At 67.1% G+C, this 13,677-nt stretch carries 14 protein-coding genes and 1 pseudogene; 11 read left to right on the top strand and 4 right to left on the bottom strand.

Annotated features, from left to right (window positions below):
* Positions 1–145 precede the first annotated feature (145 nt).
* Together PV679_RS22130 and PV679_RS22125 are read left to right on the top strand one after the other, a co-directional pair.
* Positions 146–799: a class I SAM-dependent methyltransferase gene (locus tag PV679_RS22130; protein ID WP_319682088.1), complete on the top strand. Its 654-nt coding sequence runs from the start codon at positions 146–148 to the stop codon at positions 797–799.
* A 73-nt stretch (positions 800–872) separates the two neighbouring features.
* Complete coding sequence (locus PV679_RS22125) at positions 873–1,754, top strand: GNAT family N-acetyltransferase (RefSeq protein ID WP_319682087.1); 882 nt, start codon at positions 873–875, stop codon at positions 1,752–1,754.
* Between the two features lie 12 nt (positions 1,755–1,766).
* Here PV679_RS22125 and PV679_RS22120 read toward each other — a convergent pair.
* Positions 1,767–2,574: pseudogene (locus tag PV679_RS22120) on the bottom strand (IS5 family transposase).
* A gap of 31 nt (positions 2,575–2,605) precedes the next feature.
* Here PV679_RS22120 and PV679_RS22115 point away from each other — a divergent pair.
* The 6 genes from PV679_RS22115 to PV679_RS22090 all read left to right on the top strand — a co-directional run bounded on the left by PV679_RS22115 (position 2,606) and on the right by PV679_RS22090 (position 8,755).
* Positions 2,606–3,700, top strand: coding sequence for a Mu transposase C-terminal domain-containing protein (locus PV679_RS22115; protein WP_319682086.1), 1,095 nt, complete (start codon positions 2,606–2,608; stop codon positions 3,698–3,700).
* A complete protein-coding gene (locus PV679_RS22110) occupies positions 3,697–4,269 on the top strand; it encodes an AAA family ATPase (protein ID WP_319682085.1) in 573 nt (190 codons plus the stop codon). Before PV679_RS22115 ends, PV679_RS22110 begins: the two co-directional genes overlap by 4 nt.
* Before the next feature lie 206 nt (positions 4,270–4,475).
* Positions 4,476–5,549: a tyrosine-type recombinase/integrase gene (locus tag PV679_RS22105; RefSeq protein WP_319682084.1), complete on the top strand. Its 1,074-nt coding sequence runs from the start codon at positions 4,476–4,478 to the stop codon at positions 5,547–5,549.
* Positions 5,549–6,640, top strand: coding sequence for a hypothetical protein (locus tag PV679_RS22100; protein WP_319682083.1), 1,092 nt, complete (start codon positions 5,549–5,551; stop codon positions 6,638–6,640). The genes PV679_RS22105 and PV679_RS22100 overlap by 1 nt, the downstream gene beginning before the upstream one ends.
* On the top strand, positions 6,570–8,183 hold the full coding sequence (locus PV679_RS22095; RefSeq protein ID WP_319682112.1) for a tyrosine-type recombinase/integrase: 1,614 nt from the start codon (positions 6,570–6,572) through the stop codon (positions 8,181–8,183). Before PV679_RS22100 ends, PV679_RS22095 begins: the two co-directional genes overlap by 71 nt.
* Entirely contained in the window at positions 8,180–8,755 is a 576-nt protein-coding gene (locus PV679_RS22090; protein ID WP_319682082.1) for a DUF6262 family protein, read from the top strand. Before PV679_RS22095 ends, PV679_RS22090 begins: the two co-directional genes overlap by 4 nt.
* A 117-nt stretch (positions 8,756–8,872) precedes the next feature.
* Here the strand turns inward: PV679_RS22090 and PV679_RS22085 are convergent, their stop codons facing one another.
* A complete protein-coding gene (locus PV679_RS22085) occupies positions 8,873–9,391 on the bottom strand; it encodes a hypothetical protein (protein ID WP_319682081.1) in 519 nt (172 codons plus the stop codon).
* Between the two features lie 103 nt (positions 9,392–9,494).
* Here PV679_RS22085 and PV679_RS22080 point away from each other — a divergent pair, with 103 nt between their 5' ends.
* Positions 9,495–10,079 carry a hypothetical protein gene (locus PV679_RS22080; protein ID WP_319682080.1) on the top strand — a complete coding sequence of 195 codons (585 nt, stop codon included), beginning with the start codon at positions 9,495–9,497 and terminating at the stop codon, positions 10,077–10,079.
* 401 nt (positions 10,080–10,480) lie between these two features.
* Here the strand turns inward: PV679_RS22080 and PV679_RS22075 are convergent, their stop codons facing one another.
* Positions 10,481–10,630 (bottom strand): hypothetical protein, encoded by a 150-nt coding sequence (locus PV679_RS22075; RefSeq protein ID WP_319682079.1) that lies wholly within the window; start codon positions 10,628–10,630, stop codon positions 10,481–10,483.
* Here PV679_RS22075 and PV679_RS22070 point away from each other — a divergent pair, their 5' ends adjacent.
* On the top strand, positions 10,631–11,062 hold the full coding sequence (locus tag PV679_RS22070; protein ID WP_319682078.1) for a hypothetical protein: 432 nt from the start codon (positions 10,631–10,633) through the stop codon (positions 11,060–11,062).
* 614 nt (positions 11,063–11,676) lie between these two features.
* On the opposite strand, the gene PV679_RS22065 is transcribed toward PV679_RS22070, so the two are convergent.
* Positions 11,677–12,135, bottom strand: coding sequence for a hypothetical protein (locus tag PV679_RS22065; RefSeq protein ID WP_319682077.1), 459 nt, complete (start codon positions 12,133–12,135; stop codon positions 11,677–11,679).
* 447 nt (positions 12,136–12,582) lie between these two features.
* Here PV679_RS22065 and PV679_RS22060 point away from each other — a divergent pair, with 447 nt between their 5' ends.
* Positions 12,583–13,662: a MerR family transcriptional regulator gene (locus PV679_RS22060; protein WP_319682076.1), complete on the top strand. Its 1,080-nt coding sequence runs from the start codon at positions 12,583–12,585 to the stop codon at positions 13,660–13,662.
* The last annotated feature ends 15 nt before the right edge of the window (positions 13,663–13,677 follow it).

Below are 13,677 nucleotides of genomic sequence, written 5' to 3'. Positions count from 1 at the left end.
TTCCCGCCGGATCTGCGATGTGAAGTGAACGAGTCCCGGACGACCTGCGTAGCAAGCTGCCCTACCCAAGCCACCTCCCTGCGGCTTTCAGCCGCGACGGGTGGTACCCATCGTCCGGCCGTCGGCGTCCTCTACAGTCGCCTGCGTGACTGAGCCCTCCTACCTTGCCGCGGTCCAGGAGTCATACGACGCCGTCGCCGCCGACTATGCGGAACTCGTCAAGTCCCCTGGGGAGCTGGATCCGTTGTCACGCGCGATGCTGGCCGCTTTCGCCGAAGTCGTGCGGGTGGCCGACCGTGGACCGGTCGCAGGCCTTGGATGCGGGCCCGGCAAGGTCACAGCACATCTGGCGCACCTGGGGGTGTCCGCGTTCGGCGTTGATCTGTCTCCGAAGATGATCGAGCTGGCCCGGCGGGCCCATCCGAGTCTGCGCTTCGAGGTGGGCTCGATGACCTCGCTGGCAATTCAGGACAACGAGCTCGGCGGCATCCTGGCCTACTACTCCACCCACCACACACCGCCGGAGTCGTTGCCCCGCGTGTTCGCCGAATTCCATCGCACGCTCGCACCCGGGGGCCATCTGATGGTGGCCGGGTGGGTGGGTGACAACGCGCGTCTACGTCCGACACAGGCGTACGGCGGCCATCCGGTGTCCTACGAGTCCCACCTGCTCCCTGCGGACCGGATCGTCGCGCTACTGGGTCAAGCTGGGCTCGTGATCACCGCACGCCTGTTGGAGGAGCCCGCCGAAGGAGCGAAGAGGGCGATTGCCACCTTCCTTGCGCGGAAGCCTGAATGACCCTGCGGAGGCATGCTTCCTCGCCCTGGCGGAAAACAGCAGGGCACACCTACAGCACGGGGAATCATGAAGCATGCAACCGGATGACTGGCACCTCACCGAAGACGTCGACGACTTTCTCGCCCGCGCCGGAGACTTTCTGCGCTCTCGGCCCGGCCCGCACGTCATGCAGCTGACCTGGGCCGAAAGAGTGCGAGCGCGTGGAGCGGAGGCCTTCGGCACCGAAGCCCCTATCTTCGGCGTGCTGGAGCAAGCAGGCGAGGTCCAAGCCACCTTCTACCGCCTCCCGCCCCGCGGTTTCGGCCTCTCCCCTCTCACAGCCAAGCAGGCCGATGCCCTCGCCGCCCGCCTGGCCACCCTGGGATACACCCTTCCCTCCGTCAGCGCGGACCACAGCTCGGCCACCGCTTTCGCCGAAGCCTGGCAGCGGCACACCGGCGCGACACCGAAACTCCGCGACACGCAGCTCCGCCTATACAACCTCGGCACACTCACCCCACCGCAACCGATGCCAGCGGGCCGAGGCCGCGTCCTGGGTGAGCAGGACCTTGAACAAGTCATGTCCTGGTGCCGCGAGTTCGCCAAGGCTGTCGGGGAAGACGTCACCATCGACGCCGACACATGGGCCGACACTCGCTTCGCCGACAAGCGCTACACGCTCTGGGAGGCCCCAGACGGCACCCCCGTCTCCATCGCGGGGATGAACCCGATGATCGGCGGCCAGGTCCAGATAGACATCGTTTACACCCCAGCCCACCTGCGAGGTCGCGGTTACGCATGCGCCGCGGCGGCGGAGGTGAGCCGGGCCGCGCTGGCCGCGGGCGCGAGGGACGTCGTCCTCTTCGCGGACCTGTCCAACCCCACCAGCAACGCCCTGTACCAGCGCCTCGGCTATCGCACGCTCGCCGACTGGGCTGTGTATGGCTTCTCGTGCGCCGCACCGGAAGTCAGTTAAGAAGAAGTCATCTCATTTGGCGAGCCTGCGGTAGCAGATGAGGGTGCAGGCGATGCTGGTGAAGGCTAGGAAGTGGTCGGCCTTGCGTTCGTAGCGTCGGTGGAGGCGGCGGCAGCCGGCGAGCCAGGCCATGGTGCGTTCCACGGTCCAGCGGTGGCGGCCCAGCCGTTGCGAGGACTCGACTCCCTTGCGGGCGATGCGGTGGGTGATGCCGCGCTCGCGTAACCATCGCCGCAGGTAGGCGTAGTCGTAGCCTTTGTCGGCGTGGAGTTTGCCGGGCTTGCGCCGTCGCCGGCCGCGGCGCGAGCGGATCGGCGGAATGCCCTTCACGAGCGGGATCAGGGCCTGGCTGTCGTGCAGGTTGGCCCCCGAGATGCCGACGGATATGGGCAGTCCAGACCGTTCCGTGATCAGGTGGATCTTCGAGCCGTACTTGCCCCTGTCGACAGGATTCGGACCTGTCAGGTCCCCCTTTTCAGGGCCCGCATGTTCACGGAGTCGATCGCGCAACGCGACCAGTCCAGCTCGCCGCGGGCACCGAGTTCGTCGAGGACCAGGCGGTGGAGCTTGGCCCACACCCTGGCCTTCGACCACTCTGAGAACCGCCGGTGGGCGGTCGCTCCGGACGGGCCGAACGACGCCGAAGGCAGCTGCTGCCAGGTACAACCCGACGTGGCCACGAAGACGATCGCGGCCAGCACTTCCCGGTCGCCGTACCGACGGCGACCACCGCCCTGCGGCCGCGCGGCGCCTCCGGCACCACCCGCTGGAACAACTCCCACAACTCGTCCGGCACCAGCCGCTCAACGATCCCCACCATGACTCACAGAATACCGAGTCGACCAAATGAGATGACCTCTAAGATGCTGCTCCCGGAGCCGCTACGGCCCGGCTGGTCGGACGCATTGGCGCTGTCGGCGACGCTGATCCCCCACCGAAGGCTGCTGGACATCGACGCACGCCTGGAGCAAGAAGCCGCCAAGCCGGTGATCGTGCCGGAGACGATCGGCATCGATCACGGCAAGGTGTTCGTCTCCGACACTTTTCTGACCGCCTGTCGGTCGCTGGGCGTCTCCGTCCAGCCGTCGCGCCCGGCCACCCCGACTGACAAGGGAATCGTCGAGCGGACGTTTTCCTCGATCAACACGCTGTTCTGCCAGCACATCCCTGGTTACACCGGTTCGAACACGACCCGCCGTGGCGCCGGGGTCGAGGCCGTCTGGACGCTCGCAGAACTGGACGACCTGTTGCAGGAGTGGATCGTGGCCTGCTGGCAGCAGCGGCCACACGAAGGACTACGCAGTCCGTTCCTACCGGGCCGACCGATGTCTCCCAACGACGCATATGCCCTACTGGTCTCCCGCACCGGCTACCTGCCGATGCCGCTGAGCGGCCCCGACTACCTGGAGCTGCTGCCAGCACTCTGGCGGTCGGTCAACGACTACGGCATCCGCATCGACCACCGCACCTACAACTGCCCCGGACTGAACCCGCTACGGCGCCGCTCCTCGGGAGTGACCGCCAAAGGCGGGCTCTGGGAAGTCCACTACGACCCCTACGACCTGTCCCAGGTCTGGGTACGCGACGCGCGCACCGGAGAGTGGATCACAGTTCCGTGGACACACCGGCACCTGGTCTCCGCGCCGTTCGCGGACTTCACCTGGCGCCGGGCCCGGGACCTGCTCGCGATGCGAGGCCGGGACGACACCGACCAGGCCGCCGTGGCCGCCGCAGTAGACCAACTGCTGAGTCGGGCGGAAAGCGGGCCGGACCGCCGGATCGCGGCCCGCACCCGCGCCGCCCTGGAACCCCCTCGGCCCGTCGCCGCGCTGCCGCAGGCACCTGCTCCGGAAGACGCCGAGGACGAGACCACCGGCCTTGAGCAGCCATCGAACGTCATCCCGTTCGGCCTCTTCGACGCTTTCACTGACGGGAGCCGCCTGTGAGCCAGGCCCCGCCACAGGACATCGCCAATCCTCAAGCATCGCTGACCACGAAGGAAGGCTGGCGGGCGTTCGTCGACGAGAACCCGGAGCCTCCGCCGTCCCTCCCGTCCGGCACCGTCCTGGACGAGGACGAACTGGAGTCCTACAGGGAAGCACGCATCGACTACCACACACGATCCGTCATCGTGAACACCCCCACGATCCGTGGCGTCGTCACCACCGGCCGCAAACGCATCGTGCTGAACCGTCACCAGGTCTCCGCCCGGCGCGGCCTGATCGTGTCCGGTTCAGCGGGCACCGGCAAGACCACGGCGATCACCCATCTGGGCAAGAACGTCGAACAGATCACCCGGCGCCGCAACCCTGCCTCCGTGGGCGGACTGCCGGTCGTCTTCGTCACCGTTCCCCCGGCCGCCACTCCGAAGATGCTCGCAGGCGAGTTCGCCCGATTCCTCGGCATCCCGCTGGAGTACCGCATGAGCCAGGTCCAGATCACCAACGCCGTCTGTGACCTGCTCGGCAAGCTCGGCACCACGCTCGTCCTGGTCGACTTTACCGACCGCCCGTAGTCCTGCCCGTGTTGTCCGTCTGGGACTGTGACCAGCACGTCCTGGGCTTGTTTACCGACCGTGTCCGGGACGTCTGTCATGTTCTGGAGTCGGTACGGAGGACAAGTGGTACGGCACGTGGTGGTTGGGGATCTGAGGGTCCAGCGGATCGAGCGGAAGGAGGGCGGCGGTCGTGGACGATCGTCTGGCCCGAGGGGACGCTGCACATGGAGGCGGACCGGTTCCTGCGTGAGCACGAGGGATCGGGCACACAGAAGACCTACGCGTACTACCTGGTGGACCACCTGCGGTGGCTGGAGCGCGAGTGCCTGGGCTTCGGCACGGTCCAACTTCGGGACCTTGAACGGTACATGGGCATCGTCGGCGCCGAGGTCCGCATGCCACTCGGGGAACCGTGGCGGGTGGGCAAGCGCCCCTACGGCCGCTCGGCGCTGTCGACCGCGGCGGCCTGCCTGAAGGGCTTCTACCTGCAGCAGGCTTCTCGCGGCGTCAACGGCGAGCTCGGCAAGAAGCTCGATCAGTCCCGGCTGCCGTCGCGGGTGGACAAGCGCCGCTCGTTCCTCGGGCATGTGAAGAACACGCTGCCGACCAATCCGCTCGCGCCCTCGGGGCCGCACCGCCGGCACCCGAAGATGCTGCCGGACGGGGCGAGGGAGAGGCTGCTGGAGACGGTGAACGCCGCCCGGGACCGGCTGGTCGTCGACTGGCTTGCCGACGGAGGGCTTCGGATCGGTGAGCTCTGCGGGCTTCACCTGGTCGACCTGCACCTGCGGGAGAACGCGGCCTGCGGTGAGTGCCGCACCCCGCACCTGCACGTCTGCCACCGGCCCGACAATCCGAACCGGGCTGAGGCCAAGACCAAACACCCCTGGCGGGTCGAGCGCGGGGCGGTAACCGGCGGGCTGATCAAGCGAGTTAGCCCGGCGATGGTGCACTCCTACTTCGAGTACATCACCACCGAGTACCCGCGCGGGGTCGGACACGGCATGCTCCTGGTCCAGATGCACGGCACCGACGCCGGGCAACCCTGGGCGCCGGTCGGAGCCCGGCGGATGCTCGGCCGGGCAGGGAAACGCGCGGGTCTGGGGCTCGTGAAACCCCATGCCTTCCGGCACACGTTTACGTCCGCGGTGCTCGACGCCGCCGACGGCAACACTCTGATCGCCCGGGACGCCGGCGGCTGGGCATCGGCCGCGATGGTGGATGAGGTCTACGGACACGTCGATGTCCACGACCCGGCGTTCGACGCCGCACTGCGCGCGGTCTGGGGTGAGGCGTGATGCGGCGGCAGGAGTACCTTCGGCCGCTGTTCACCGAGCGCCCGGACCGGGTCGGCCGCGACCGGTTGGAGATCCTGACCGCGCTGATCGGCGGGCCGTCCTTCGACCCGGTCTACCGGCCCGACATCATCGTGATCCCGCGTGGCCACGCGATCTACCGGTGGGAGTGTGTCGTCGCTGGTTGTGAACGCACCCGGACGGGCGGGTCGGACCTGTGCTCGGAGCATCAGCGGCAGTGGGCCGGTGACAGCGAACGCGGCGTGGGCAAAGCCGCTTTCGTTGTTGCCGCCCAGGGGCTGGACCGGCATGTCGGAACGGAAGCGGCCTTCTGCCGGATCTGCCTTGAACGGCCCGCCGCACACAATGAACTGCGGCTTTGCCAGCGGCATCTGAGCCGGTGGACCGCGCTCAAGAAAGAGGGAGGCGACAGCTACTCCTTCGCCGCCTGGGTGAGCGGCGAACAGCCGTGCCCCGGCTACGGTCCCTGCAGCGCGGTCGTCTGCCCGGATCTGGCCGACTCCCCGCTGGGGCTGTGCTCGTGGCACGGCAGCCGCTACCGCCGTGACGGCAGGCCCGGCGGGGCCGCGATGCCGGACAGTTGGTGGCAGCGATACGAGAAATTCGGGAAGACGGTCCCGATCGAGTACGGCGACCAGGCGGCATTCCGGCGCTGGTGCGCTGCCGTTTCCGCGCATCACTGGCCGGGCCAGATCAATCTGCGCGGGCTGCGGCCCCTGGTGCGAGCCGAGATCCAATGGGGGCTGTTCGTCCACACCCAGAGGACCCGGCCCTCTCGATGGGATCTGGGCTGGATCCGCGCCCTGGTGGCCACGTGTCGGGAACTCGAGGGTGAACTCTCTGGTCGATTTCGAGTTCGGGACCGGCGGTTCCTCTGCGGCCACCGGCGCGATCGCCAAGGAGATCCTGCACGAGCTGAGACTCGTCTATTTCACTCCGGCCGAAGCCAGGGAGGCCGGCTTCCTGGAGACCGAACACTTCGGGGTGTTGTTCCCGCATCGCATGAGCCATTTCGACCTGACGAGTATCCCGCAGCGCTCGTTGCAGGACCTGACCTGGGACTATCTGGCTGATCTGCTGCGGTCGCCGCACTGTCCGAGATCGGGTGGCCCGTTCGACGGCTATCGCCGGGCTGCGCTGGAGTTGGGGGTGTTCCTGGAGCTTGAGGCTCCGGACGGTGGTCATGACCCCACCGTCCTTCGAGGTGAGCACGCCCAGCGGTTCGTCGCCGATCAGCGGCACCGTGAACGCGAAAGACTGGAATCGCTGGCGGTCAAACGGCCTGGCGGGGCTGCGGGCATCGTGACCACGACCACCCGGTCGGTGGTGTTCAACGCGATCCGCAAGCTGCTGCGTGACGCGTTGGACACCGGCGTCGCCGACAAGCTGGGCCTGGACAGGGAGTTCATCACCGGATTCCCCACCGCCGGTGCCACCACGGGCAGGACCGCCCGCTGGCCCTTCCCCGACGAAGTCGCTCAGGCGCTGGCTGCCGAAGCCAACCTCGCAGAGCTCGCCGCCGCCTATGACCTCAATGACAATGGGGCCCGTGACATCTGGGAGACCACCGTCATCACCGGCCGCCGCATCGGCGAGGTGATCAAGGTGCGGTGGGACTGCATCGGCCGCTACGGCGGGCTCGCGATGTTCTGGCACGACCAGACCAAGGTCGGCAACTATGACGCCGCGATCCGCATACCCGAACGCCTCTACGAAATCCTCGCCGAGCGCCAGCGCAAGACCCTGGACCGCTTCACCGCCCGCTACGGCTACCGGCCGACCGGGACCCAACGCGCCGGATTGGCCCTATTCCCCACGGCCTACCGCAGCCACGACGGAACGGTGTCGCTGACCCACCAGTGGTTCTACAGCCGGTTCAGGCCCTGGGTGGACGCGATGGACCTCGGCCACTACGTCCCCCATCAGGCCCGTCATACTCTGGCCACCAGCCTGCTGCGGCACGGCGCCGCCCTGACCCACATCCGCCGTTATCTGGGGCAGGTCAGTGACCGGATGGCGGAGCACTACGTCCATCTGACCAGCTCCGATCTGGAGAACGTGCTCCAGCACGTCTGGGTTGCCGGTCCCGGCGCCGCCCAGCCCGGCGAACTCCTGGCCGGGGAGACCACCCCGCTCACCCGGCAGCAGGCCCAGGCTCTGGCGATCGACCTGTCCCGCCGCAGCACCCCGGCCGAGGGCGGGTTCTGCACCTTCCAGCCCGTCGTCAACGGCGGCGCCTGCCCCTGGAACCTCGACTGCCACAACTGCGACAAGTTCGTCCTGTCCGGCGCCGACCTGCTGTATTGGCGGCGGAAGCGTGAACAATGGCGGCTTCTGGCCGAGGGCGCCCCCGACGACGCCACCGCCGACTACCTTCACCGCTACTTCGAGCCCACCGCCCGCGCCATCGACGGCCTGGAGAAGGCCCTGGCCGGCCTCGGCCTCCTCGACGACGCCCTCGCCCTGGACCTGCGCAAACCCCAGGACTACTTCCACCGCGTGTGGTCCACCGCCTTCCGCGCCGCCGACCTCGCTGACGCGGGCAGCGACGAGCCGGACGAGTACAGCGATACGCGCACAGCCGACGGCGAGAACCCCGAACAGGAGGGCGCATGAACAGCACCACTGATCCCGACCCCCGCACCGCGGCGGCCCTGGCCGCCCGCCGCCGCAAGACCCAAGCCGCCCTTGAGCGCGTGCACCAGGCGATCGCCCGGCTCCGACGCGAGAAAGCCCAGGTCAGCGTCGCCGCCGTCGCCCGCCGCGCGGACGTCTCCCGCACCTTCCTCTACGACAACGCCGAGGCCAGAGCGGCGGTCGCTGCGACGATGGCCAAGTCCGGAGACCGCCGGACCCAGATGCTCGCCGAGCAGGACGACGAACGCGAGGCGACCTGGCGCGAACGCGCCCTGAACGCCGAGGACGCCCTCAAGGCCGCCCACACCGAGATCCTCGCCCAGCGCACCCGGATCGGTGAACTCCTCGGTCAAATAAGCGACTTGGAAGCCGAATGGACCCAGGAAGCCATCCAACGGATCACCACCGAGAACACCACCCTCAAACAGCGCGTCCGCCAGCTCACCACCGACAACCGCACCCTCGACGAGCGGCTCAAAGCCGCCCGATCCAACCTCCGCTTCCAGGACCGCCGCGTCGCCGACCTCGAAGCACAGATCGCAGCTCTGTGACTCGCGACGGCCTCGGCCGCCTCACCCTTCGGTGGAGCGGCCGAGGGCAGGGTCACTCTTGCGGCGATTCGGTTGTGGCTCCACTACTGATGTGAGTCAGGATGCCCCGTGGTTGCCTCAGTCGTCGGCGGCGACGAAGAGCGTGATCCGCCCAGTCGAGCGGTCGATGACCACGAACTCGTGGAAGTAGTCGTGCACGCGTCCCCAGTCATGAATTGCCTCATCACCGAGCTCGCTGAGGTAGTAGATGCCATCGGCTGCGGCCAGGCGGGCGAACACCTCCCGCTGCAGATCTGCCTCCAGCTCGGTGGGTACGTCCCAGAGCGGATCCACCCACTCCCGCAGGATCTGCACGGCCTTCTCCTGGCTGACGGGCTCATACAGGCCGGGAGTGATCAACCGAAGCCAATACGGACCGTGTCGGGACCCGTCAGGTAGCACTCCACCACCTGCATAGCCGTCCCGGAACTGCTCATGCCCAATCAGTGCGGCAAGCAGCCCTCTATCATCCACCGACTCCGCGGAGAAGCGGAGCTGCTTGATGTCAACCCACCGAAACCCGTGCTCCTTCGGATCTGGGACATAGCGTCGAAAGTTGATGAAGGCGCTTTCCTCGTGAGCGAGCCCGTTGTCCATGGCACCAGCCTAGAAGGCAGGCAAGGGGACCCTGCCGACTCACCGGACAGACCCTAACCGACTCCGCAAACTTGAGAACCACCCCATCGGGCGACACCAGACGGTGGTCGGCCGCCGTCGCGGACATATAGTCTTTGAATCGTCGCAGTTCAGAGCCGGTATCCGAGCTCCTGCAGTCGGTAAAGTCGACGAGATCCACAACCTCGACCTGACAACCCGCAACGAAGCCGAGGCATCCGATCAGCTGAAGTGCCTTTCGGAACGGATCGCGGCGACCTTCGTGCTTGCTGGTCTCGACGTCGAGACCAGCAGTCTGTTCCAGGGCACCCGCGGGCAGCAGATCGCCGGCCGCTACACGGTCATCCCCTCCCGGCCCTTCGGCCACAAGAACCGCGCGGACAGAGACCGCTGGCAGGCCCTGGTGGCGACCATGGAGAACTCCCTGCGACTACACGCTCATCGTCCCGGCACCTTGGTCGCCATCACCGATTACCTCCACGAACGCACCGGCGGGCTGATCGGAAGCCTTTCGCAGCTCGTCCGAGAAGCTGCAGTCGACGCCATCGACACCGGCACAGAAAAGATCACCAAGCGCATGCTCGACGAGATCGAGCTCGACCACGCCGTCCAGAAGACCCGGCCCGATCGCCCCCGTGCCAAGTACGCCCGCAGGCCGAAGGCGGCCTGAGTAATGGAACCCTGGGAAGCCCCGGTCCGGCTCCTGCCCCTTCCTCTGCCGCCGGTCCACGGGGAGGTCTTCGGCTGGTATCTGCACCGCCTCGCCGCCGCCAACCACGTGACGTCGGGCCAACTGGCCAAGACTCTGACGCCCTTCAAGAACGCGTTGATCGGCAAGCGACGGACACGTTATGGCGCTGGACTCCGATGGTTCTGCCGCGGCTTGCACTCCTGACGGGTCTCACTCACGAGACCCTTCGGATGCTGTTGCCAGCGATCTCCCGGATTGAGGCGCGTACCGGAGGCGAGGTGATTCGCTACCGGCGGCGTCTCTACGTCGCGTGCTCGCACTGCATGCACCGCCGTGGAATCACCGGACCAGTCCTCGCGCATCGCCCCGCCGATCTCCAGCTATGCCGCCGACACGGCATTTGGCTCGACGGCAACCGCCAATACCGCGTCGGCCACCTTCCAGAACTCGTCACCGCTCAACACCGACACCAGCGAATCGCCCGCCGCTTCCCCGACACCCTGGAAGCAGCGACAAAGGAAACGCAGCACATGGTCCGGTCCTGGCTTCTGAACAAGAAGCAGCCCCACCAGCTCTCACGCTGGAACGACCGTCTCGCTCAGCTACCTCCCAAGGACGCCGTCTACGAGAACATCATCAGGCGACGCGTCGACGAGCGGGAGTACATCGCCACCTACCCGGAGTTCGTGACCATGCTCGGCATGGTGGCTGACCCTGCTTGGCGAGCACGACGGGCGCCTCGCCGATGGGCGAACCTCAGCCAGCACCGGCGCACAATCAACACTGTCTACGCAGAAGCCGAGCGCCGACTCAACGTCCCCTCTCTCCGCGAGAAGCGTCACTCCCACACCTTCTCCAACGACGCCCTCTTCCGCTGGACCGACTCATTGGGGAGATCACTGATGCTGGTGATGACGCCGGAGGACCACAACGCCCTACGAGATGATTCCCAGTGGAACTGAGAAGACCCAGGCCAGAGCCCTTCGGCCGACAGAACTACTGGGACGGCCCGACCTCACGCCCGAACAGGCTCACCGCTGTTCAGATCCACTGGGCCCTCCACGCTCCCAAGGGTCCCAGCTGAAATGACAAGGCGCAGATCAGGAGCACCTCATCGACTCAGATCTTCTGGGAACGGACACTTCTGTCCTGTCTCTGCGATGTGTGGGCAGTCCCGCTCCTGTAGGCATGCACGGCAGGGTCCCAGTCATGTGTAGGCAAGTTCTGGAGTGTTCCGGACTTGTGTAGGTACGGCGTCACGGCGCTTCTACGGTCGAAGTGGCTGGTTGGCGTCGTACCGGAGGTCCGGGTGGATGTGCGCGAGGTGTCGGCGGAGGACGTTGGGCTGGAGTACGTCAGCGCGGCCGGGGTCCGTGAGCGGGGATCTTTGGGGCGGCTGTGGCCGGTGGCGTTCGAGTCGGTGCGGCCCGAGCGTCGGTTCCCGGCTTTTCGTGGTCCGGCCCTGATCCGTCCTCTGCCCATCGGCCTGCCGCAGTTCCCCGGCGAATGCGAATCGTCCTACTGGGCTCGGTTGTCCCAAGCCAACCATGTCCCCCTAGCCCGGCTGCGGGCCCCGTCACGCTGGCTGGAGTCTCGTCTGACCAGCGCCGATGCTCTCTGCATCCTCAGCGGGCAGTCCCGACAGCACTTGGCCCACACGATCTCCGACCTCTACACAGAAGGGCGCCGCCCGGCCCCGCCCGCCGTTCCGGACGATCCACGTTCTCCGCTGGGCCTGCCGCCACTGCGTCGTCGCACGAACCGGCTGGACTTTCCCCGCCCAGGTCTGGGCTTCGTCCACGACGATGTCCGTCTTCGCCACAACCTCTGGATCGGCAAGGACGTCTTCGCTCCCGAGCAGCAGCTCGACCTGTCCCGAACCCCCGACGTCATCCGCGCTCAACACCGCTACTGGCGGCTCCGACGACGCTACGGCCCGACCGTCACCGGTGTCTGCCAGGGAGCCACCAGCAAGCTCTGGAGCGGCCTGGCCCACCGCCACTACCGACTCAACCGCCGGGTCGAACTCCTCCACGACCTGGTCCGAGTCAAGGGACCGACAGTCGAACCGGACAAGACGGCCCCCTGGCGGATCGCAGCTGGATACCCCGAACACATCACCCTGATAAGCCTGTTCGCATCAGCCCACCGGAGACGGTCCATTCTCAGCGACGACCTCCTCGCCGCCACACACGCCCTCGCCGAGTTCCACCGCCGTTTCCCTCTGCAGACGCCCCTCCGAGGCACCAGCCGCACATGGCTGAGCACAACCATCACAGCCACAGCAACACAGATCGAAGCCCTCTTGGGCCCGCCCGGCGAGCCCAACGGTGGACCAGCGTCCTCGGCTGGTCACGCAGCCTCCGACCGAATGGGAGACCATTCAGACGGGCCAAACGGAGCCTTTGGTTGACCTTCACCTTGGGGGAGCCCACAGCATCAGTGGGGCCAGGCGACGTGCCTGGCATGAGGAGGAACGAGCATGGGGTTGCTGACCATCGGGGCGTTCGCGAAGGCGTCCCGGCTGTCGCCGAAGGCGCTGCGTCTTTACGACGAGCTCGGCCTGCTGACTCCCGCTCGCGTCGACCCGGTGACCGGCTATCGCCTCTACGCACCGGAGCAACTGGATCAGGCCCGGCTGGTTGCCTGGCTCCGACGGCTCGGGATGCCTCTCGCCCGCATCCAGCAGGTCTGCACGCTGGATGCAGGTCCGGCAGCCAAAGAGATCCGCGCGTTCTGGTCTCAGGTCGAAGCCGACATCGCCGCACGGCGGGACTTGGCCACCTTCCTCATCGACCACCTCTCCTGGAAGGACCCTGCCATGTCCCCGATCTCCAAGCCCCTGGGCATCCGTTACGCCGCCCTTTCCGATACCGGCCTTGTCCGCGAGAGCAACCAGGACACCGTCTACGCAGGGTCCCGCCTGCTCGCCGTCGCCGACGGCTACGGCAGCGGAGGTGCCCCCGCAAGCGCCGCCGCTGTCGACGCGCTCAAGAGCCTCGAAACCGACAGCATCCCGGCGGGCAATCTCCTCAACGTCCTCGAAGACGCGATCGACCAGGCCAAGCAGGCCGTGCACGGCGTCTCCGGAGCCGGCCCTTCCTCCGAAGAGGCCGGCACCACACTCACCGCGATGCTCTGGACCGGCTCACAGCTGGCCCTCGTCCACATCGGCGACTCCCGCGTCTACCTCCTGCGCGACGGAGAGCTGTTCCAGATCACTCAAGATCACACCATGGTGCAGTCGATGGTCGACGAAGGACGCATCAACCCGGAGGAGGCCGTTTCCCACCCCCAACGGTCACTGTTGATTCGGGCCCTGGGCCAAGGAGTCGACGGCACCCCCGACATGCGTCTGCACGACGCACAGCGGGAAGACCGCTACCTGCTCTGCTCCGACGGCCTGTCGACCGTCGTGCCGACCGAAGAAATCCGCCGAGTGCTCTCCGACATCAGCGACCCCGAGCAGGCGGTCCGCGAACTCGTCGCCCTCGCCAACGGCTCCGGCGGCCCCGACAACGTCAGCTGCGTGGTCGCCGACGTCATGGAGCTCCAGCAGTAGGAGCGAGCGGCATGC

Origin of the sequence: Streptomyces sp. AK02-01A (assembly GCF_033795305.1) — a bacterium.
Classification (GTDB): Bacteria; Actinomycetota; Actinomycetes; order Streptomycetales; family Streptomycetaceae; genus Streptomyces.
This window is presented reverse-complemented; position numbering and strand designations above follow the sequence as displayed.